The sequence below is a fragment of the Christensenella hongkongensis genome (genome assembly GCF_000981035.1).
Classification (GTDB): Bacteria; Bacillota; Clostridia; order Christensenellales; family Christensenellaceae; genus Christensenella; species Christensenella hongkongensis.
This window is the reverse complement of sequence record NZ_LAYJ01000078.1, coordinates 25,535-46,268: the sequence shown is the minus strand read 5'-3', so window position 1 is coordinate 46,268 and position 20,734 is coordinate 25,535. Positions and strand designations below refer to the sequence as shown.

The 20,734-nt window shown below is 47.9% G+C and carries 20 protein-coding genes and 1 other RNA gene; 19 read left to right on the top strand and 2 right to left on the bottom strand.

Features of this window, described 5'->3' with window-relative positions; translation table 11 throughout:
- Positions 1–44: 44 nt before the first annotated feature.
- Together groL and groES are read right to left on the bottom strand one after the other, a co-directional pair.
- Positions 45–1,676 carry a chaperonin GroEL gene (groL, locus tag CHK_RS05285; protein ID WP_046442994.1) on the bottom strand — a complete coding sequence of 544 codons (1,632 nt, stop codon included), beginning with the start codon at positions 1,674–1,676 and terminating at the stop codon, positions 45–47.
- A gap of 17 nt (positions 1,677–1,693) precedes the next feature.
- On the bottom strand, positions 1,694–1,978 hold the full coding sequence (gene groES, locus CHK_RS05280; RefSeq protein ID WP_046442993.1) for a co-chaperone GroES: 285 nt from the start codon (positions 1,976–1,978) through the stop codon (positions 1,694–1,696).
- A 314-nt stretch (positions 1,979–2,292) separates the two neighbouring features.
- On the opposite strand from groES, the gene CHK_RS05275 reads away from it, so the two are divergent.
- From CHK_RS05275 to tig, 19 genes are all read left to right on the top strand, one after another.
- Complete coding sequence (locus tag CHK_RS05275) at positions 2,293–2,739, top strand: deoxycytidylate deaminase (RefSeq protein WP_046442992.1); 447 nt, start codon at positions 2,293–2,295, stop codon at positions 2,737–2,739.
- Between the two features lie 25 nt (positions 2,740–2,764).
- Entirely contained in the window at positions 2,765–3,118 is a 354-nt protein-coding gene (locus CHK_RS05270; RefSeq protein WP_046442991.1) for a DRTGG domain-containing protein, read from the top strand.
- A 4-nt stretch (positions 3,119–3,122) separates the two neighbouring features.
- Positions 3,123–3,542 carry an ATP-binding protein gene (locus CHK_RS05265; RefSeq protein WP_046442990.1) on the top strand — a complete coding sequence of 140 codons (420 nt, stop codon included), beginning with the start codon at positions 3,123–3,125 and terminating at the stop codon, positions 3,540–3,542.
- 23 nt (positions 3,543–3,565) lie between these two features.
- Positions 3,566–4,891: a [Fe-Fe] hydrogenase large subunit C-terminal domain-containing protein gene (locus CHK_RS05260; protein ID WP_046442989.1), complete on the top strand. Its 1,326-nt coding sequence runs from the start codon at positions 3,566–3,568 to the stop codon at positions 4,889–4,891.
- Positions 4,891–5,229 carry a hypothetical protein gene (locus CHK_RS05255; RefSeq protein WP_046442988.1) on the top strand — a complete coding sequence of 113 codons (339 nt, stop codon included), beginning with the start codon at positions 4,891–4,893 and terminating at the stop codon, positions 5,227–5,229. The genes CHK_RS05260 and CHK_RS05255 overlap by 1 nt, the downstream gene beginning before the upstream one ends.
- Positions 5,186–5,923, top strand: a complete 738-nt coding sequence (locus CHK_RS05250; RefSeq protein ID WP_082103414.1) for a PHP domain-containing protein — start codon at positions 5,186–5,188, stop codon at positions 5,921–5,923. Before CHK_RS05255 ends, CHK_RS05250 begins: the two co-directional genes overlap by 44 nt.
- 109 nt (positions 5,924–6,032) lie before the next feature.
- On the top strand, positions 6,033–6,518 hold the full coding sequence (gene nuoE / locus CHK_RS05245; protein WP_046442986.1) for an NADH-quinone oxidoreductase subunit NuoE: 486 nt from the start codon (positions 6,033–6,035) through the stop codon (positions 6,516–6,518).
- Positions 6,519–6,531: 13 nt separating this feature from the next.
- Entirely contained in the window at positions 6,532–7,083 is a 552-nt protein-coding gene (locus CHK_RS05240; protein ID WP_046442985.1) for an ATP-binding protein, read from the top strand.
- Between the two features lie 134 nt (positions 7,084–7,217).
- On the top strand, positions 7,218–7,595 hold the full coding sequence (locus tag CHK_RS05235) for a (2Fe-2S) ferredoxin domain-containing protein (RefSeq protein ID WP_046443133.1): 378 nt from the start codon (positions 7,218–7,220) through the stop codon (positions 7,593–7,595).
- 30 nt (positions 7,596–7,625) lie between these two features.
- Positions 7,626–9,416: an NADH-quinone oxidoreductase subunit NuoF gene (gene nuoF / locus CHK_RS05230; protein ID WP_046442984.1), complete on the top strand. Its 1,791-nt coding sequence runs from the start codon at positions 7,626–7,628 to the stop codon at positions 9,414–9,416.
- An 18-nt stretch (positions 9,417–9,434) separates the two neighbouring features.
- On the top strand, positions 9,435–11,177 hold the full coding sequence (locus CHK_RS05225; RefSeq protein WP_046442983.1) for an NADH-dependent [FeFe] hydrogenase, group A6: 1,743 nt from the start codon (positions 9,435–9,437) through the stop codon (positions 11,175–11,177).
- A gap of 175 nt (positions 11,178–11,352) precedes the next feature.
- Entirely contained in the window at positions 11,353–13,125 is a 1,773-nt protein-coding gene (gene dnaG / locus CHK_RS15600; RefSeq protein ID WP_052740360.1) for a DNA primase, read from the top strand.
- Positions 13,126–13,148: 23 nt separating this feature from the next.
- Complete coding sequence (gene rpoD / locus CHK_RS05215; RefSeq protein WP_330379189.1) at positions 13,149–14,333, top strand: RNA polymerase sigma factor RpoD; 1,185 nt, start codon at positions 13,149–13,151, stop codon at positions 14,331–14,333.
- A 64-nt stretch (positions 14,334–14,397) separates the two neighbouring features.
- Positions 14,398–15,081: a tRNA (adenine(22)-N(1))-methyltransferase gene (locus CHK_RS05210; protein ID WP_082103413.1), complete on the top strand. Its 684-nt coding sequence runs from the start codon at positions 14,398–14,400 to the stop codon at positions 15,079–15,081.
- Positions 15,072–16,184, top strand: a complete 1,113-nt coding sequence (locus tag CHK_RS05205; RefSeq protein WP_052740357.1) for a Nif3-like dinuclear metal center hexameric protein — start codon at positions 15,072–15,074, stop codon at positions 16,182–16,184. Before CHK_RS05210 ends, CHK_RS05205 begins: the two co-directional genes overlap by 10 nt.
- Before the next feature lie 12 nt (positions 16,185–16,196).
- A complete protein-coding gene (locus CHK_RS05200; protein ID WP_046442982.1) occupies positions 16,197–16,925 on the top strand; it encodes a zinc ribbon domain-containing protein in 729 nt (242 codons plus the stop codon).
- Positions 16,926–16,937: 12 nt separating this feature from the next.
- An RNA gene (gene rnpB / locus CHK_RS15630) (RNase P RNA component class A) lies at positions 16,938–17,271 on the top strand.
- A 74-nt stretch (positions 17,272–17,345) separates the two neighbouring features.
- Complete coding sequence (locus CHK_RS05195) at positions 17,346–19,109, top strand: YgiQ family radical SAM protein (RefSeq protein ID WP_052740355.1); 1,764 nt, start codon at positions 17,346–17,348, stop codon at positions 19,107–19,109.
- A gap of 106 nt (positions 19,110–19,215) precedes the next feature.
- Positions 19,216–20,688: a trigger factor gene (tig, locus tag CHK_RS05190; protein WP_046442981.1), complete on the top strand. Its 1,473-nt coding sequence runs from the start codon at positions 19,216–19,218 to the stop codon at positions 20,686–20,688.
- Positions 20,689–20,734: the final 46 nt, after the last annotated feature.

Here is a 20,734-nt window from a genome sequence, read left to right as displayed (position 1 = left end):
TTGTACCGGGGGTTTGTTTTGCTGTTTTCTGATCACGTGGGAGATCAGTACATTCCGGGCATTCCACCAGGAGCAGCCGGCATAGCGGGAGCTTCCGGAGCAGGAAGATCCGTTACGACGCTTTCCGTTGTGAGCAGCATAGCCGCAACGGAGCATGCGTTCTGGATTGCGCTGCGCGTAACCTTTGTCGGATCGATGATGCCTTCCTTGATCATATCCACATATTCGTTTTTAGCAGCATCGTAGCCAAATGTTTTGGAGTTGTCCGCAAGGATTTTTTCCACGATGATGCTGCCTTCAAGACCTGCGTTTGCAGCGATCTGCCTTACTGGCTCTTCCAGTGCGCGCAGAACAATTTTTGCGCCTGTCTTTTCATCGCCGGAAAGCTTTTCGATCAGTGCCTTAATATCCTCGGAAGCTTTGAGGGGAGCGGTACCGCCGCCAGGAACAATACCTTCCTCAACAGCAGCGCGCGTTGCTGCGAGTGCGTCCTCGATCCGCAGCTTTGCTTCCTTCATTTCCGTTTCAGTTGCTGCGCCTACGCGGATAACGGCAACGCCGCCAGCCAGCTTGGCAAGTCTTTCCTGAAGTTTTTCCTTATCATAATCGGAAGTCGTTTCTTCGATCTGTGCTTTGATCGATTTGATCCTAGCCTGAATGTCTTCCTTTTTGCCCATGCCTTCCACGATGACAGTGTTTTCTTTATCGACCTTAACCTGTTTTGCATGGCCGAGCATATCCATCGTAGCATCCTTGAGCTCGATGCCAACTTCCTCTGAAATTACGGTACCGCCTGTAAGGACGGCGATATCCTGCAACATTGCTTTTCTTCTGTCGCCAAAGCCCGGAGCCTTAACCGCAACGCAGTTGAACGTCCCGCGCAGTTTGTTGACAACCAGTGTCGCAAGCGCTTCGCCTTCAACATCCTCAGCGATGATAAGAAGCTTTTTACCCTGCTGAACGATCTGCTCAAGAATGGGGAGAAGGTCCTGGATATTGGTGATCTTTTTATCAGTAATCAAAATGAGCGCATCGTCGAGCACCGCTTCCATTTTGTCGGTATCCGTTACCATGTATGCCGAAGCATAACCACGGTCAAACTGCATACCTTCTACAACGTCGAGCTCGGTCTGCATCGTTTTGGATTCTTCCACTGTGATAACGCCGTCGTTTCCAACCTTTTCCATTGCCGTGGAGATAAGCTGGCCGACACGGTCGTCTGCGGCTGAAATGCTCGCAACCTGGGAGATTGCCTTGCTGTCCGCAATCGGTTTGGACATGCCCTTCAATGCTTCAACGGCAACTTCGGAAGCGTTGAGGATACCTCTTTTTACGCCCATCGGGTTTGCGCCAGCAGCTACGTTCTTAAGCCCTTCGCGAATGATTGCCTGAGCAAGCAGGGTAGCGGTTGTCGTACCGTCGCCCGCCACGTCGTTCGTCTTCGTAGCAACTTCCTTAACGAGCTGTGCGCCCATGTTTTCGAAGGGATCTTCAAGCTCGATCTCTTTTGCGATTGTTACACCGTCGTTGGTGATAAGCGGGGAACCGAATTTTTTATCGAGAACAACATTTCTGCCCTTCGGTCCAAGCGTTACTTTTACGGTATCTGCCAACTGATTCACGCCACTCTCAAGTGCGCGGCGTGCTTCTTCGCCAAATTTCAACTGTTTTGCCATAATTATTTGCCTCCTTCTTATTTCACAACTGCCAGAATGTCAGACTGGCGAACGATAATGAACTCGTCTCCATCCAGCTTTACTTCTGTGCCTGCATACTTGGAATAAAGAACCCTGTCGCCCTTCTTTACTTCCATTTTAACTTCTTTTCCGTCCACTGTGCCGCCGGGGCCAACTTCTACAACCTCAGCAACCTGGGGTTTTTCCTGAGCTGAACCGGGCAGGACAATGCCGCTCTTTGTCGTTTCTTCCGCTTCTACTGATTTGATGACAACCCTGTCACCCAAAGGCTTAATAGTCATATTCAATAACCTCCTGTAAAATAATTTACTTTCTTAAATGTGTTAGCACTCGATTTGAGTGAGTGCTAATATTTCTAAAACCTATGATATATATAATCGATTAATAAATCAAATAACAAGAATCTGGAAAAATACCAAAATTTTAATTTTAAAAGAAGATACAGCCGTTTATCTCCCGAATGCTCTTATTAAATTCGAATTTTATATATATTTTGTCTCGACTTACCGTTTAAAACATTGTAAAATATAGATACTATATTATTGAAGCATTTCTGAGATACACGAATCGATTTTTAAATACAAAGGGGAAGCATATGGATAAATGGGACAAAAGGTTCATGGACCTTGCGGAAGAGATTTCTCATTGGACAAGCTGTTATAAGCCTAACAGGAGTATTGGCGCTATTATCGTGAAAAACAAACGTATTGTGACGACGGGCTATAACGGTGCTCCTGCCGGAATGGACAGCTGCAAGGAACGGGGAGAGTGTATGCGGGTAAACCTCGGCATCTCATCCGGGGAGAGACAGGAGCTTTGTTATGCAATCCACGCGGAGCAAAACGCGATCATACAGGCTGCAAAGCTTGGCGTGGCGATTGACGGAGCGACGATGTACTGTACGCACCAGCCGTGTGCGATCTGCGCGAAGATGATCGTAAACGCGGGAATTATCCGTGTGGTATACAAGCATCCGTATCCTGACGATTTTGCGAAAAAGATTTTCGATTCCGTTGAAATCCAGATTGAACAATATAAATAGTACAGAACAAGGGGAGTAAATTTTTATGAAGGTAAGTGAAATTGCAAAACTGCTCGAAGCCGAATATCTTTGCGGAGAGGAGCAGAGGGATATGGAGATACTTTGCGCGTGCGGCGCGGACATGATGAGCGACGTACTTGCTTTTACAAAGCACGATGCGATCCTGATGACGGGGCTTGTGAACAATCATGTGATCCGTACAGCCGAGATGATGGATATTCCCTGCGTGTTGTTTGTGCGCGGAAAGCGTCCGGCGCAGGATATCATCGATATGGCAAACGAACGCGATATGATATTGCTTGCAACCGATAAACCGATGTTTACCACATGCGGGATGCTTTATCAAGAAGGAATCAAAGGCGGCATGCGGGAGGCGTAAGGATATGGTCTACACCTGTGAATACGAAATAAAAAAAGATGACTTTGTGGCTGCGGGGGAGGCTTCCTCGCAGATCAAAAATAAATTGAAGCAGATTGGCGTGGACGCCGCGTTGATCAGGAAGATTGCAATCGCTTCTTATGAAGCGGAAATTAACATGATTATTCATAGTCTTGGCGGGCAGATGAAGCTGGACATCGAGGACGACGGACGCATTACGATTGTATGCGCGGATGTCGGCCCGGGAATTCCGGATATCGGCCTTGCAATGCAGGAAGGGTATTCCACAGCCTCCGATACGGTGCGCGAAATGGGTTTTGGCGCAGGCATGGGGCTTCCGAATATCAACAAAAACAGCGACAATATGCAGATCGAATCCAGTCCGGCAGGGACGACGGTTACGATGAGATTTGAGATGTCATAACAAAAATTAGGATTGATAGAACAATGGAAAAATACTTTCATTCAGTGCGCCTTGAAAAGGAAAAATGTTCAGGCTGCACAAACTGTATCAAAAGATGTCCAACCGAGGCGATCAGGGTTCAAAAAGGAAAAGCGAAAATTCTGAAGGAGCGGTGCATCGATTGTGGGGAGTGCATTCGCGTGTGTCCTTATCATGCCAAAAAAGCGGTAACAGATCCGCTTTCCAGCATTAGCGATTTCAAATACAAAATTGCGCTTCCTGCGCCGGCGCTTTATGCACAGTTCAAGATGCTGGGGCATGAAGACAAGGTGGACAGGGTTCTTTCTGGCCTGAAGGCGATGGGGTTTGACGATGTTTTCGAAGTGGCAAAAGGCGCGGAAATATGCTCGAAAGCCATTGCGGAGGAGCTGAAAAAGTCGCACATAAAGCCGCTTATTTCCTCTGCGTGCCCTGCGGTGGTACGGCTGATACAGGTGCGTTTTCCAGAGCTTTTGGATAATGTAGTCAAGGTGGATGCGCCGGTAGAGGTGGCTGCAAAGGTTGCAAAGATGGAGTTTGCAAAGAAAAACAATGTCGACATTTCCGAAATCGGCGCATATTTTATTACGCCGTGCCCGGCGAAGATGACGAGTATCAAAGCGCCGCTTGCGAAAGAGAAGAGCGATGTGGATGGCGCGATTTCTATATTGGAGGTATACGGACTGCTGACCGGGCAGCTTAAGGCTGCGGAGGCAAAGCGGTTTTCCGGGGTAAAGGCATCGGCAAAAGGAATCGGCTGGGCAAACAGCGGAGGAGAAATCTACGCGATCGGCGAAAAGAATGCGCTTGCGGTGGATGGGATTGGAAACGTGGCGCGCGCCCTCGAAGATATTGAAAACGATAAGCTAAAGGATCTTGACTATTTTGAAGGACTTGCGTGCGTGGGAGGATGCGTGGGCGGCCCGCTTGTATTTGAAAGCTCATTTGTGGCGCAATCGCGCGTGCAGAAAATTTGCGACGAGGTAGGACTGGACGAGACCATCGAACAGGATGCGGAAACCTATATGAAGGATGGAGTCGCCTCGATCAAAAAGGAAATAGAACCGGTGGACGTCATGAAGCTTGACGACGACCGTATGGAGGCGCTTAAAAAAATACAACGCATCGAGGAATTGATGGAAAAGCTGCCAGGGATGGATTGCGGGAGCTGCGGCGCGCCAAGCTGCCGTGCGCTTGCAGAGGATATCGTCAGGGGGCATGCAACGGAAATGGACTGTGTGTTTATGCTCAAAGAAAAGGTCAAATTTCTTGCGGAGGAAATGGTTGATCTCGCAAGTAAAGATAATAAAGAGGATGAGGAGGACAGATAATGAGGGCAGCGGAAATAGCTGAAAAAATGGAATTAAAGCTTTTAACGGACGGCCTTGCTGAAGAAGCGGAGGTTACCGACGGCTGCGTGTGCGACCTGCTTAGCTGGGTGATGGCGCGCGGGGAAGCGGGAATGGCGTGGATTACGGTGCAGACGCACCTGAACGTAGTCGCGGTTGCCTGCCTGCATGACTTTGCGTGCGTGATCGTTCCTGAGAATATCGACGTGCCGCAGACGACGCTCGATAAGGCAAAGGAAGAGGGCGTACTGATTTATTCGTCGCCAAAAACAGCGTATGCTCTGTGCTGTGATTTATGCAGGCTTGGCATCGGAAGCTGATATGCGCCTGTACTACGACCTGCATATCCATTCGGCGCTTTCACCTTGCGCGGATGACGATATGACGCCCAACAACATTGTGAATATGGCGAAGCTGAAAGGGCTGGACCTCATAACGGTAAGCGATCATAATTGTGCAAAAAATGTCAGGGCCGCAGCCAAAGTAGCGGAAGACGAGGGGGTACTCCTGCTGCCTGGAATTGAGATGACCACGGCGGAGGAAGTACATCTGCTTGTTTTTTTTGCTGATGCGTTGCAGGCGGAGGACTTTGGAGACCTATTATACGACGCGTTGCCGGATATCAAAAATAAACCTGACTTTTTTGGGAACCAGCTCGTAATGGACGAAAACGACGAGGTGAAGGGCACACTTGAAAAGCTCCTCATTTCGGCGTTGCCGTACGATATAGATGAAAGCTGTGCCCTGGCAAGGGAGCACGGAGGATATGTTGTGCCGGCGCATATCAATAAAGGAGCAAATTCCATGCTGGCGAATCTAGGTTTTTTTCCGCCGCAGATACACTTCAAGACAATCGAGGTAGTACGCGGGCTGGCAATCGAAAACGATGTATCGCGATTTGAGCAGATACATTCTTCTGACGCGCATAATTTGTGGCAGATTTCAGAGAAATCCGAGCAGCTTGAAACGCCGGACAGAGAGCTCAAAACAATACTGAAAAAATTGTGTGAGTAATTTCACAAAAAGTCGTGCAAATCCAATTATTATATGGTAAAATAATATTGTTAACAAAATCCCAAACAATAAAAACAAAATGGTAGATTTTTTAAGGAGGCACTTTTCCATGGGAAACACCGCAGAAGTACAAGCAAAATTCGACGAATTAAAAGGGGTAATTTATGAAATGAAGCAGAAGCCGGGTCCCCTTATGCCGGTGATGCAGAAGGCTCAGGAGATCTTTGGATCGCTTCCGTTTGAAGTGCAAAAATTTATAGCGGAAGAAATGAACATCCCGATGACGGACGTATATGGGGTTGCGACGTTTTATTCCCAGTTTGCACTGGAACCCAAAGGCAAGCACGTAATCGGTGTTTGTATGGGAACGGCCTGTTACGTAAAGAAAGCGGAAGGGATTCTCAACCAGCTTGAAGAGGAATTGCAGGCTGAGCCGGGGACGACGACGCCGGACGGACTTTTTACACTGGAAGCTACGCGCTGCCTTGGCTGCTGCGGGCTGGCTCCGGTTATCATGATTGACGACCAGGTATATGGAAGACTGAAACCAGAGGATATCTCAGGGATTCTTGGTCTCTATAAGAATAAACAATAACAACGGCACGCTTATGAAAGAGATTTCTTTGCATATTATGGACATTGTCCAGAATTCGATTACGGCGAACGCGAAGCTTATCGAGATATCACTCGTAATCGACAGAAAAAAAGATGTGATTTCCATTACGATTAAAGATAATGGGAAGGGAATGAGCAAAGAAATGCTTGCGAATGTAACGAGTCCTTTTGTAACAACGCGTACAACACGCCGTGTAGGACTTGGAATATCGCTTTTTAAAGCAGGCGCGGAAGGCTCCGGAGGGAGTTTTACGATTACATCGGAAGAAGGCGCAGGAACAGAGCTAACAGCATCGTATGTGCTCGATAATATCGACAGGCCGCCGATTGGGGATTTTGCAGGAACAGCCAAAACGCTTATTATCTGTAATCCTGATATCGATTTTGCAGTCGCCGTCGAAATTGACGGAAGACGCGAGGTATTGGATACGCGTGAGATACGCCAGGTGCTTGGCGAAGATGTTCCGCTTGATTTGCCGGATATATCCGGATGGATCGGCGAAAGCCTCACAGAGATTTTTCCGCAGGAGTACGTTGATTTTTAGAAATTGAATTTTTGCCGGCTTTGGGCCGCAAAATACAAACAAATAATTTCGGCCGACCGCTTGCCGGAAAAGCGGAAATAAACATTGCTGCATTAGCCGGCAACATAATGTTTAGAAGCATGGGGAGTAAAAAAATGAAGTCACTGCAAGAGTTGGAAGCAATCAGAAACAAGATGCAAGGGAAGATTGACATTCGTAAAAATGATGCGGAAAAACGCGTTGTTGTTGGAATGGCCACGTGTGGAATCGCTGCGGGTGCACGTCCGGTATTGCAGGCATTTGTGGACGAAGTGGCAACGAGAAATATGAACGACGTTGTCGTCTCCCAGACAGGCTGCATCGGCGTTTGCCGTTTAGAACCGATTGCCGAGGTATTTATACCGGGCCAGGAAAAAGTCACATACGTTAAAATGGATGCGGAAAAGGCCAAAAGAGTCGTTGCAGAGCATCTGGTGAATGGAAACATTGTGACAGAGTATACAATCGGTTACTATGAGAAGAACAACGCTTAATTTGTACATTTTTATGGAGGTTTAGGATAGATGGATTTTTATCGTGCACACGTATTGGTATGCGGAGGTACAGGCTGTACATCCTCCGGATCAGGGGAGATCATTTCAAAGTTTGAAAGTGAACTCGCGGAAAAGGGACTGGATAAGGAAGTAAAGGTTGTCAGGACCGGATGCTTTGGCCTTTGCGAGGCGGGCCCTATCGTCATCGTATATCCGGAAGGGGCTTTTTACAGCAGAGTCAAGGTGGACGACGTTGCTGAGATCGTGGAAGAACACCTTCTCAAAGGACGTATCGTAGAGCGTTTGCTGCATAAGGAAGATAACGTAGAAGACGTTGCGACGACGCTTGACGACATCGAGTTTTATAAAAAACAGAATCGTGTAGCCCTTCGAAATTGCGGTGTGATCGATCCGGAAGTGATCGACGAGTACATCGCTTTTGACGGTTATAAGGCTCTTGGAACCTGCCTGACTGAAAAAACACCTGAGGATGTAATCGACATCATCAAAAAGTCAGGACTCAGGGGCCGTGGCGGCGGCGGATTTCCGACAGGAATGAAATGGCAGTTTGGCCACGATGCAAAGGGAGACCAGAAATATGTAATCTGTAACGCGGACGAAGGAGATCCGGGTGCGTTTATGGACCGCTCCGTACTGGAGGGAGATCCGCACAGCGTGATCGAAGCAATGGCAATCGCAGGTTATGCCATTGGAGCGAACATGGGTTACGTTTATGTTCGTGCGGAATATCCGATCGCAGTTAAAAGATTGCAGATCGCGATTGACCAGGCCAAGGAATACGGATTGCTTGGCAAAGGAATTTTTGGAACAGATTTTGAATTTGATATTGAGATTCGTCTCGGTGCGGGCGCATTCGTATGCGGCGAGGAGACTGCATTGATGGAATCGATCGAAGGCCGCCGCGGAGAGCCAAGGCCAAAGCCGCCGTTCCCGGCAAACAAAGGATTGTTTGGAAAGCCGACAATTATCAACAACGTTGAAACGTTGGCGAATATCCCGCAGATCATCCTGAAGGGCGCTGATTGGTTCGGTTCTATGGGAACAGAGAAATCCAAGGGTACAAAGGTATTTGCGCTCGGCGGAAAAATTAACAATACAGGTCTTGTGGAAATTCCGATGGGGACGACGCTTCGTGAAGTAATTTATGAAATCGGCGGCGGTATTCCGGACGGAAAGAAATTCAAGGCGGCACAGACGGGCGGACCTTCGGGCGGATGTATCCCGGCTGAGCATCTTGATTTGAAGATCGATTATGATACGCTTACCTCAATCGGTTCTATGATGGGCTCAGGCGGCCTGATCGTAATGGATGAAGACAACTGTATGGTTGACGTAGCGAAATTTTTCCTTGACTTTACGGTTGACGAATCCTGCGGGAAATGCCCGCCCTGCCGTATCGGCACCAAGCGTATGCTCGAGATACTTGAGCGCATCACGGATGGCAACGGTAAGCCCGGAGATATCGAGAAGCTGATCGAGCTTGGAGAGAGCATTAAGGTTGGAGCGCTTTGCGGACTTGGTAAAACGGCGCCGAACCCGGTTCTTTCTACGATCAAGTATTTCAGGGACGAATACGAAGCGCATATTTACGATAAACGCTGCCCGGCTGGACATTGTCAGCAGTTGCTCGTTTACGAGATCATCCCGTCCAAGTGTATTGGATGCGGAATGTGTAAACGTGTATGCCCGGCGGACGCAATTACCGGAGAAGTGAAAAAACCACATCATATCGATCCGGATAAGTGCATCAAATGTGGCGCTTGCGTTGAAAAATGCAAATTTGACGCAATTAAGAGATAAGAAGGAGGATTATGTGATATGGTATCAATTACAATAGATGGCGTTAAAGTAGACGTGCCGGATAATTCCACGGTACTTGACGCTGCAAGAAAAGCAAATATTGACATTCCCACGCTCTGCTATTTAAGAGGCGTAAACGCCATTGGCGCGTGCAGGATTTGTCTTGTGGAAGTGAAAAACAATGCTGCGCTGCAGGCTGCGTGCGTGCTGCCGGTAACAGACGGTATGGAAGTATTCACGAAGTCTGAAAAGGTCTTGAAAGCAAGGAAGGTCAGCCTTGACCTGCTGCTTTCCAATCACGACAGGGAATGCCTGACGTGCGTGAGGAACAAAAATTGCGAGCTCCAGACTCTGGCAGACGAGTTTAACATTCGTGAAATCAAATACCAGGGCGAAAGAATCGAGCATGAGGCTGACGATGAATCCGTATCCGTTGTTCGTAACCAGAACAAGTGCGTGATCTGCAAACGCTGCGTTGCGGCGTGCGCAAAGCAGCAGGGAGTCGGTGTGATCGGCGCGACAAACCGCGGATTCAAAACGACGATCGAGCCTGTGTTCGGCAAATCGCTTGTGGACGTACCCTGTATTAACTGCGGACAGTGTATTGTTTCCTGCCCGGTTGGCGCGCTTTCTGAAAAGAGTGAGATAGACAATGTTTGGGATGCGTTGCACAACCCCAATATGCACGTTGTAGTGCAGCCGGCCCCGGCCGTTCGTGTCGCTCTGGGCGAGGAATTTGGCATGCCGATGGGTACGCGCGTTACGGGCAAGCTTGCAGCGGCACTGCGTAAGCTTGGCTTCGATAAAGTATTTGACACTGATTTTGGCGCTGACCTTACCATTATGGAAGAGGGCTACGAGTTTATTAACAGGGTTCAAAACGGCGGAAAACTCCCGATGATCACATCCTGCTCGCCAGGCTGGATCAAATTCGCAGAGTATTTCTTTCCGGATATGCTGGATAACCTTTCCACGTGCAAATCGCCTCACCAGATGCTGGGTGCGATCATCAAATCCTATTATGCACAGGAAAATGGAATTGATCCGGCGAAAATTTTTACAGTTTCGGTTATGCCGTGTACCGCTAAAAAATACGAGAAAGACCGTGCGGGCGAAGCCGGAACGGATTATCAGGATGTAGACGCGGTACTTACCACAAGGGAAATAGCGCAGATGATCAAGGAAGCGGGAATCGACTTTGTGAACCTTCCGGATGAAGACTTTGACGAGGTGCTTGGCACATCGACCGGAGCAGGCGTTATCTTCGGAGCAACGGGCGGCGTAATGGAAGCGGCGCTTAGGACGGTTGCAGAGGTGCTCACCGGAAAAGAACTGGAAAACATCGATTTCTGTGACGTTCGCGGTATTACGGGAATCAAGGAAGCGGAAATCATGGTTGGCGATATGCCGGTCAAGGTTGCTGTCGTAAGCGGAACAGGGAATGCGAAAAAGCTTCTGGAAGCGGTTCGCGCAGGCGAGAAGGAATACCATTTCATCGAGATTATGGCCTGCCCGGGCGGTTGCGTAAACGGCGGCGGACAGCCGATTGTTTCGGCAAGAGTCAAGAATGTGCTTGATCCGAGAGTGGTTCGCGCCCAGGGCCTTTATGACGAGGACTGTGATAAGCCATTACGGAAATCCCATGAAAATCCGGATATCCAGAAGCTCTATAACGAGTTCCTTGGCGAACCAAACAGCCATAAGGCGCATGAATTACTTCATACGTTCTATGAGGCGAAACCGAAGTATAAACAATCATAAATCCAATCGGAGAAAAACGGCTGCTTTGGTAGCAGCCGTTTTTTTAATCCCGATTTAAAGGATTTAACGTTTTCTGTGTGTAATATATTATTATAATATATACAGGGAAGTTTCAGGAAGTAATATCCGTTATCCCGGTATGGGACATGGATTACCGGACTTGAAAGGATAGAGAATGCCGTTTTTTTCTGAAGAGTGGATACAGGAGTTGCTTGCAAAAGTAAATCTTGTCGACTTGATAGGCGAATATGTGACACTGCAAAATAAATCAGGGCGTTTTTGGGCTTGCTGCCCGTTTCACAATGAAAAGACGCCCAGTTTTTCCGTTAACCCGGAAAAGGGGTTTTACCACTGCTTTGGCTGCGGCAAGGGGGGCAATGCGATCCAGTTTGTAATGGAACAGGAGAAAATGACCTTTCCAGAGGCATGCCAGTACCTTGCAGAAAAGGTGAAACTTCCGGTTCCGGAAAATACGGACAGGACCGGGTATGAGAAACGCAAGCAGCAGCGCGAAAAAATATTTGAAATGAATAAAATTGCCGCTCAGTTTTTTCATGCGAACCTGTATTCCCAGAAGGGCAAGGCTGCTTTGGATTATCTGCATGGCAGGGGGATTGGTGATCGTGTGGTCAAGACGTTTGGAATGGGATTTGCACCCCCTGGTTGGGACCATTTGCTGAAACTTTTGAGTGAAAAGGGCTATACCAAGCAGGATATGCAGGCGGCAGGACTGATTAAGCTGAATGATGGGAAAAGTTATGATATGTTCAGGAACCGCGTAATGATTCCGATCATTAATACATTTTCCAATATCATTGGCTTCGGTGGCCGCGTGATGGACGATGGAATGCCAAAGTATCTCAATTCACCGGAAACAGCGGCCTTCAACAAAAGCCGGAATTTATATAACCTGAATTTGATCCGCAAACAGAAAAATTTGTCACACTTGATTCTGGTTGAAGGATATATGGATGTGATTGCTTTGTCCACATATGGAATACCTGAATGTGTCGCCACGCTTGGAACCGCTCTTACCCAGGACCAGGCAAGGCTTATAAAGCGTTATACCGACCATGTATATGTTTCCTATGACGGAGATGAGGCGGGAAAAAAAGCGACGTTGCGTGCTCTTGGCATCCTCGCGCAGGAAGGGATCGAAACGCGTGTGGTCAGTATTCCCGGAGGACAGGATCCGGACGAGTACTTGAAAGAACATGGCAAAGCGGGATATATTGGGCTGATGAAGGCATCGCTTCCCATGATGGATTACAAGTTCAGTGTGGTGGCGAAAAAATATGACCTGAACGACAGCTACCAAAAAGAGAAGTTTGCGCAGGAGTGCATCTCTATGCTGAAGGGTGTGGACAGCGCCATCATAAAAGAAAAATATATGAAAAAGCTGTCAGAGATGACCGGGTTTTCAATAAATTCGATTGCCCAGGATGCAGGGGGGACAGACCAGAAGGAAATAAAGTGGACTCCGCCGAAGGTGGAAAAGAAAAATACGGATGTAGAGGAAAAGGCTGAAAATTGCCTGATACGGTTATTGTGTACAAATCCGCAGTCGGTTTTAAAGCTGGAGAACCGGATTTCAGAAAAGGATTTCAAAAACGAGACGAATCAAAAAATTTTTTCCTATACTTTACAGTGCGTAAAAAAAGGGTTTTCTCCTACCAGTGCCGAAATATTATTAGCACTGCAAAAGGAGGATGAACTGAAACACGCTACGGAATTATTGAGCGAAGACGGTTCCAATGGTGTTCAGAAAAATTTTGACGACTTTTTTGAGGACTGCGTAAAGCAGATCGAATTGAGCCGTTTGGAAGGACAAAGAAAGCTATTGCTGGTGAAATGCGAGGCGCAGGCTGATCCTGAGAAAAGAAGGGAGTTGCTTGAGCAGGTAGGGACGCTGGCAAAAAAAATACATAGGCTGAAAACAAGTTTTTAAAATTTTATAGTAGGTGAAATTGATTGACTGAGAAAAAAACAACAGAACAAAACATGGAAGAAACGGCGGCTGAAATGGACGTCAAGCAAAGCGCTGGTAAGGAAACGAAACCTGCCGATAAAAAGGAGCAGTCCAAGCTTACGGATGAGCGCATTGCGAAAATCGTGGAGATCGGAAAGACAAAAGGTGTATTGAAGTATGCTGAGATATCGGAATATGTGGACGATACGCATGCGGTTCCCGATCAGATCGATAAACTTTACGAAGCACTTGAAGAGCACAGCATCGATGTGATCGACGACGAGATCGAAAAAGAAGTGCCCAAAGCGGAAGAAGATACTGAAACGGCTGATTTTGAAATATCCATGCCGGAAAACATCAATATCGACGATCCGGTAAGGATGTACCTCAAAGAGATCGGCAAAGTGCCGCTGCTTTCCGCTTCAGAGGAAGTGGAGCTTGCAAAGCGTATGGGAGAAGGCGATCAGGAGGCGAAACGCAAGCTTGCCGAGGCAAACCTGCGGCTTGTCGTCAGCATCGCCAAGCGCTATGTAGGCCGTGGTATGCTCTTTCTGGATTTGATTCAGGAAGGAAACCTTGGGCTGATTAAGGCTGTTGAAAAATTCGACTATCAAAAGGGATATAAGTTCAGCACATATGCTACATGGTGGATTCGGCAGGCGATTACGCGCGCTATCGCAGATCAGGCGCGCACGATCCGTATTCCCGTGCACATGGTGGAAACGATTAACAAGCTGATCCGTATTTCACGTCAGCTGTTACAGCAGTACGGGAGGGATCCGTTGCCGGAAGAGCTTGCGAAGGAAATGGATATTCCGGAAGAAAAGGTGCGGGAGATACTGAAAATAGCTCAGGAGCCTGTTTCCCTTGAAACGCCGATTGGCGAGGAGGAGGACAGTCATCTTGGAGATTTTATTCCGGACGATGATGCGCCGGCTCCGGCGGAAGCAGCTGCATTCACGCTCCTAAAGGAGCAGTTGATGGATGTGCTTGATACGCTTACGCCGAGGGAAGAAAAAGTGCTCAAGCTGCGTTTTGGACTGGAAGATGGACGGGCAAGGACGCTTGAAGAGGTAGGCAAGGAATTTCAGGTGACAAGGGAGAGGATTCGGCAGATTGAAGCAAAGGCTTTGCGGAAACTGCGGCATCCGAGCAGAAGCAAAAAATTAAGGGATTTCCTGGAATAGGGATATAAAGGCGGCGTTAAGCCGCCTTGTTTATACGCGGCAGAAAACAGGACAGAAGAATTTTATGGAATTATCACTCAGGATGCGTGCAATCGCAACATTTGCAAAAGAAGCGGATATTGTGGCGGATATAGGATGTGACCACGGATTTGTAACGGCAGCGCTGATCGAGGATTATGGCGCGAAGCAAGTCATTGCGTGCGACATCAGTGAAAAATCGCTGCAAAAGGCGAAAAAGCTTGTTTGCGAACATAATTTAGTGCAATCTGTTGACTTTTATGTTGCAGATGGACTGAGCGCGCTGACAGATAAGTCCCCGGATTGTGTGATTATTGCAGGAATGGGAGGCCTTTTGATCCGGGACATTCTGGAAAGAGATATCAAAACGGCAAAAAGAGCGCAGAAGCTGGTGTTGGCGCCTCAGGGCAATGAATACGAGCTGCGTACGTTTTTGTATGAGAACGACTTTATGATATATGATGAAGCGATTGTATATGATGAAGGCAAATATTATCAGGTGATTGTTGCCAGAGAAGGCAGGGGGATTTGCCCGGAAGAGATTTACCTGCGGTACGGATACTATCCGGCAAAGCGCAAGGAGCAGTTGCAAAAGGAATTTTTGCAGCGTAAGCTGCTGGAGACGGAAATGATTATGGAAAAAGCGCATCGGGGGAAAAATACGGATTCATACATCAAAGAAAAGCAAGAACTGCACAGAAAGATACAGGAGGTACTGCAATGTCTGTAACGCTGGAACAGGTGGGCGCGTTGATTGAGAAAATGGCGCCGCAGAAGTTTGCTGAGGATTGGGACAATACGGGTTTCAACCTGAATCTTCATAACCGGGACATAACAGGAATCTATATTTGCCTTGACGTAACACAGGAAGCAATCAGGGATGCGGCGGATAAAAAATGCAATTTGATTATCTCTCATCATCCGTTGCTGTTTCGTGCGGTGAAACGTCTGGACAATGCAGAATATGAAGGAAAATGTATACAGCTTTTGATGCGGGAAGGAATTTCCCTGTATTGCGCGCATACGAGTATTGACCGTGCGCCAAAGGGGATTAATTCATGGCTGGCGGATATTTTTAATCTTGGGAACAGGCGTTATCTCAGCGACGAGATAAGGGAACCGTATTATGAGGTGGCAGTCCATGTCCCGCAGGAGCAGGCGGCGCAGGTGCGTGACGCGATGACAGCGGCGGGTGCGGGAAGACTGGGCGATTACAGTGATTGCACCTATAGTATTGAAGGAAATGGCACATTCCGTCCTGATGCAAATGCACATCCTTTCATTGGCACTGCCAATCAAATGGAAACGGTGAAGGAAATCAGGATATCCTCGATCTGTAAGAAGAGCAGGCTCGTGGGAGTAATCGCCGCAATCAGGTCTGCGCATCCTTATGAGGAACCCGCGATCAGCGTGCTAACGACGGAAGAGCCCGTTGGGATAGAGGCCGGACTTGGCGTGGTCGGAGATTTGCCGGCGAAGATGACCGCAAAAAAAGCGCTTGATATTTTGAAAAAGGCGCTTCATACAGATAGCGTAAGGGTTGCCGGCGATCTTGAATCTGAGGTGGGCCGGATCGCCGTATGCGGCGGCGCGGCCGGAGAATTTGCAGACGCAGCGAAGAAAAAAGGTGCGCAAATGTATATCACAGGCGAGATTAAGCATAATTTCTATGCGGCCCGTAATGGTATCATATTGGTGGAAGCGGGACATTTTGATACGGAAAAATGCTTTTGCGAGGGATACGCACAAGGTTTACAAAATCTGTTAAATGATGTAAACTATAACATAGCGATTTATGTGGAAAATTTACGGAGACCATACGTAAATTATTGAGGAGGATTGTCGTTGAATAATTTAGATGCTTTATGGGATTATCAGGCAGCGGAAAATGAGTTGGAGACATATGAGCGTTCGCTCAAAAATACAGAGACGCGGAAAAAACTGGTGCATCAGCAGCAGATTTTCCAGAGTAACCAGCAGAAGCTGAAACAACTCGAGCAGGAATCGATTTTGCTGCAAAATAAAATGAATGAAATCGCCAGTCAGATGGACGTGGTACAAAAGCAGATGACGGAAAAGCGGGAAGAAATTTCCGAGGTGTCCGGATACGACCTTGAGGATATGTTTCTTGACGATGTGCGGGAAATGATCAAGGAGTGCGAGAACAATAAAAATTCGATTGAGGTGGATAAGCGCAAACTTGTGGATATCATGCACCGCATTGAAAAATCGGAGACAGAAATCAGGGAAACGCTTGTTAAAATGAGCAATGCAAAAAAGCAGTTTGATCATTTAAAGGAGCAGCATGCCAAGGAGATCGACGCAGGGAAAGGCGATCTGGATAAGCTTCGCGCCAATGTAACAAAAGCGGCGGCAGGAATTGATCCGAAGCTGATGGAGCGTTACAAGTCCATTAAGCAGCACAGGCCGAACCCCATGGCAAAGTTGGTGGGAGACCGCTGCGAGGGATGTAAGATGCAGCTGCCTTCCGGGGTGCTGCAGAACCTGAAAATTGACGGCAATGTTGTGGAATGCGAAAATTGCGGCAGAATCCTGTATGTGAAGGATGAATAAAAGAAAAATGATTGAGCAGACCGGATGGTTGCGCGCGTAAGCGTGAGGAAAGTCCGGGCTCCGCAGGGCAGAGCGCCGGGTAACACCCGGTGGAGGCGACTCCAAGGAAAGTGCAACAGAAATATACCGCATCTTTTTAGATGTAAGGGTGGAACGGCGAGGTAAGAGCTCACCGGCGTTATGGCGACTTAACGCGCAATGTAAACCCCGCTTGGTGCAAGATTGGTATAGGGACATTTAATGGCGGCCCGTCACGTCCTTTGTAATCGCATGAGCCGTGCGGTAACGTACGGCCTAGATAGATGACCATCAAAACAGAACCCGGCTTACAGGTCTGTCTCAATATAAAAAAATTAACGCGATGTTTACCCAGGCAAAAACAGCAAAAGCTGTTTTTTTGCTATTTACAGAAAGGCATTTATGGATGGATTTTTACCTGTTTCCAAGGCAGATATGGAAAAGCAGGGAATCGAACAGCTCGACTTTATTATGGTAACGGGGGACGCATATGTGGACCATCCGTCGTTTGCGCATGCCATCATTTCGCGCTATCTTGTGGCACATGGTTATTCGGTTGGCATAATTGCGCAGCCGGGGTGGAAAACTGCGGATGATTTCAAGCGCCTCGGAAGGCCGCGGCTTGGATTCCTGATCAGCGCGGGCAATATGGACAGCATGGTGAACCTCTATTCTGTGACAAAGCATCGCAGGGCCAGGGATCTTTATTCGCCGGGTGGGAAGACGGGAAAGAGGCCTGCACGCGCAACGATCGTCTATACCGGGAGAATCCGCGAAGCGTATGGGGACATTGCAGTGGTAATCGGTGGGATTGAGGCAAGCCTCAGGCGTTTTGCCCATTACGACTACTGGGATAATGACGTGAAAGAATCGATCCTAACGGAGAGCGGCGCGGATATCCTTGTGTATGGCATGGGAGAACGCGCGATCACAGGGATTGCAGAAGCGCTTGACGGCGGTCTTGCCGCAAGGGATATTACATATATCGAAGGCACGGTTTACCGTGCGAAAAATCTGGAACGCGTCTACGAATATCAGGAGATACCGTCCTATGGCGAGGTGAAACGGGATAAACCCACCTATGCCAAAGCGTTTATGACACAAATGCACGATAAAAAAAACGTACTTGTGCAGGCGCAGAAGAATGGATATGTGATACAAAACCTGCCTGCGGAAACGCTCTCACAAAGCGAGCTTGACTTTGTGTATGGACTGCCTTTTATGCGCGCGGCGCATCCCATGTACCAGCAACCGGTTCCTGCGCTTGAGGAAGTAAAATACAGCATTACCGCAACGCGCGGCTGTATCGGCGCGTGCGCTTTCTGCGCGCTTTATTACCACCAGGGTAAGGATGTTGTATGGCGCAGCCAGAAGAGCGTTTTGGGGGAAGCAAAGGAATTTCTGCACGACGGGGCGTTTAAAGGGTATATCCATGATGTTGGAGGCCCTACCGCAAACTTTTACGGCGTGAAATGCACGAATCCTAAAGGCAGGTGTACTGCGCGCAGATGCCTTACGCCTGAAAAGTGCAGGTTCCTGAAAGAAGACCATACCGGATATTTGAAGCTGCTGCGCAAGCTGAGAGAGCTTGACGGCGTCAAGAAGGTATTTATTCGCTCCGGAATACGGTACGATTACGCGCTGCTTGACAAAAGCGGTGAATTTGTAAGGGAACTGGCGGCGCATCACGTGAGCGGGCAGCTTAAGCTTGCGCCGGAGCATGTAAGCCCGGACGTATTAAAATTGATGGGAAAGCCGGACATCGAGAAGTACAGGCGGTTTTGCCAGAAATTTGACGCGGCGTCGGGAAAAGCCGGAAAGAAACAATATGTGTTGCCGTATTTTATGTCGTCCCATCCTGGCAGCACGCTCGCGGATGCTGTAAGACTTGCCGAATATATCAGGGATTCGGGTTTTATGCCGGAGCAGGCACAGGATTTTTATCCCACGCCGGGGACGCTTGCGACCTGTATGTTTTATACTGGGATCAACCCGGAGACGGGAAAGAAAATATATGTCCCAAAGAGCAGGGAGGAAAAGGAAATGCAGCGGGCGCTCATCCATTACAAAAACCCGAAAAACAGGGCTGTTGTGAAGAAGGCGCTTCGAAAGGCAGAGCGTGATGACCTCATTGGAAACGGCAAAAAGAAGCTGGTGCGGGAATAAATATTATATGTTAATTCGTATTGCGTACGGGTTATAAATATAGTATACTATTCTCTGTATTGTTCTATGAATTTTATAGTTTTGAAGCAATCTAGGAGGATTAGTAATGGCTGCTAAATTAGAAAAGCTGGAAGGCAACAAAGCGAAACTGGAGATAGCGGTTTCGCCGGAAAAATTTGAAGAAGGAATCAGCAAAGCGTATCAGAAGTTAAAGGGGAAATTCAATGTCCCGGGATTCCGTAAGGGCAAGGTACCAAGAAAGATCGTGGAGAATTATTATGGCCCGCAGGTGTTCTACGAAGACGCGCTGGATGAAATTATTCCCAATGCTTTTTTAGAGGCGGCAAAAGAGCACGAACTCGAAGTTGTTTCAAGACCTGAATATGATGTTTTAAGTATTGACGCAAAAGACGGCGTTGTATTTACAGCGCAGGTGGTATTAAAACCGGAAGTGAAGCTTGGCAAATATGAAGGTATTAAAATCACCAAGCCTGTTGAAAAGATTACGGCAAAGGATGTTGACGCAGAGGTCGAGAAAACGCGCGAACAGAATGCAAGATGGGTTGATGTGGATCGTGAATCCAAAAATGGCGATACGGTTGTGATCGATTTTGTCGGAAGCATCGACGGCGTGAAGTTTGAAGGCGGCGCTGCAGAAAACCAGTCCCTTGTGCTTGGCGACGGACGCTTTATTCCGGGCTTTGAAGAGAAGATCGTCGGAATGAAGGCAGGGGAAGAAAAGGATATTGACGTTAAATTCCCGGAGGATTATACGCCTGAGTTTGCAGGGAAAGACGCTGTGTTTGCGATCACTCTCAAGACAGTCAAAGAAAAAGAGCTGCCTGAGATTGATGATGATTTCGCGCAGGATGTATCGGAGTTTGATACGCTTGCAGAATATAAAAAAGACATCAAAAAGAAGCTGCAGGATCGTGCTGACCTGCGGGCGAAAGCGGAAATGGAAAACCAGCTGTTGAGCGCTGTCGCAAAGGAAATTGAGGCAGATATTCCGGATGAGATGGTGAATAACCAGATCGATTACCAGATTCAGCAGATGTCCTATCAGCTGATGTATCAGGGGATGAAGCTTGAGGATTACCTTGGTTATATGGGTAAAACTCTTGATGATTTGAGAAACGATTATAAAGAGAGTGCTGCAGAGCAGGTTCGTATGCGCCTGGCGGTAGAGGCGCTTTTGAAGGAGCTCAAGATAGATCCGACAGAAGAGGATCTGGCGAAAAAGTATCAAGAGCTCGCCAAAGAAGCGAACAAAACCGTGCAGGAATATAAAGACAGCATGAGCACCGAGGAAATTGATTACTTCAAGGAACGCGTTGCGATGGAAGCGCTGTTTGATTATCTGGTGTCCAAGGCGGAGATCGAAGAGGTTGACGCTAAGGAAGCCGCGAAAAAGGCAGAAGCGGAGAAGAAAGCCGCTGCGAAAGCGCCTGCAAAGAAGCAGACCACAAAGAGCGAGTCTGCAAAAAAGGAATCTGCGAAAAAAGATTCCGAGAAGAAGGCAGCCAAGCCTGCGGCAAAGAAACCTGCCGCGAAAAAGGAAGCTGCTAAGGAAAAGTAAAGTAGTTTCTATGCGCCGTGCCGATAAGGCAAGGGCGTATTAAGGA

Excerpts from the sequence above, each read along its gene's own strand:
- groL (WP_046442994.1), bottom strand. The coding sequence starts at position 1,676 with ATGGCAAAACAGTTGAAATTTGGCGAAGAAGCACGCCGCGCACTTGAG.
- groES (WP_046442993.1), bottom strand. The coding sequence starts at position 1,978 with ATGACTATTAAGCCTTTGGGTGACAGGGTTGTCATCAAATCAGTAGAA.
- CHK_RS05275 (WP_046442992.1), top strand. The coding sequence starts at position 2,293 with ATGGATAAATGGGACAAAAGGTTCATGGACCTTGCGGAAGAGATTTCT.
- CHK_RS05270 (WP_046442991.1), top strand. The coding sequence starts at position 2,765 with ATGAAGGTAAGTGAAATTGCAAAACTGCTCGAAGCCGAATATCTTTGC.
- CHK_RS05265 (WP_046442990.1), top strand. The coding sequence starts at position 3,123 with ATGGTCTACACCTGTGAATACGAAATAAAAAAAGATGACTTTGTGGCT.
- CHK_RS05260 (WP_046442989.1), top strand. The coding sequence starts at position 3,566 with ATGGAAAAATACTTTCATTCAGTGCGCCTTGAAAAGGAAAAATGTTCA.
- CHK_RS05255 (WP_046442988.1), top strand. The coding sequence starts at position 4,891 with ATGAGGGCAGCGGAAATAGCTGAAAAAATGGAATTAAAGCTTTTAACG.
- CHK_RS05250 (WP_082103414.1), top strand. The coding sequence starts at position 5,186 with ATGCTCTGTGCTGTGATTTATGCAGGCTTGGCATCGGAAGCTGATATG.
- nuoE (WP_046442986.1), top strand. The coding sequence starts at position 6,033 with ATGGGAAACACCGCAGAAGTACAAGCAAAATTCGACGAATTAAAAGGG.
- CHK_RS05240 (WP_046442985.1), top strand. The coding sequence starts at position 6,532 with ATGAAAGAGATTTCTTTGCATATTATGGACATTGTCCAGAATTCGATT.
- CHK_RS05235 (WP_046443133.1), top strand. The coding sequence starts at position 7,218 with ATGAAGTCACTGCAAGAGTTGGAAGCAATCAGAAACAAGATGCAAGGG.
- nuoF (WP_046442984.1), top strand. The coding sequence starts at position 7,626 with ATGGATTTTTATCGTGCACACGTATTGGTATGCGGAGGTACAGGCTGT.
- CHK_RS05225 (WP_046442983.1), top strand. The coding sequence starts at position 9,435 with ATGGTATCAATTACAATAGATGGCGTTAAAGTAGACGTGCCGGATAAT.
- dnaG (WP_052740360.1), top strand. The coding sequence starts at position 11,353 with ATGCCGTTTTTTTCTGAAGAGTGGATACAGGAGTTGCTTGCAAAAGTA.
- CHK_RS05210 (WP_082103413.1), top strand. The coding sequence starts at position 14,398 with ATGGAATTATCACTCAGGATGCGTGCAATCGCAACATTTGCAAAAGAA.
- CHK_RS05205 (WP_052740357.1), top strand. The coding sequence starts at position 15,072 with ATGTCTGTAACGCTGGAACAGGTGGGCGCGTTGATTGAGAAAATGGCG.
- CHK_RS05195 (WP_052740355.1), top strand. The coding sequence starts at position 17,346 with ATGGATGGATTTTTACCTGTTTCCAAGGCAGATATGGAAAAGCAGGGA.
- tig (WP_046442981.1), top strand. The coding sequence starts at position 19,216 with ATGGCTGCTAAATTAGAAAAGCTGGAAGGCAACAAAGCGAAACTGGAG.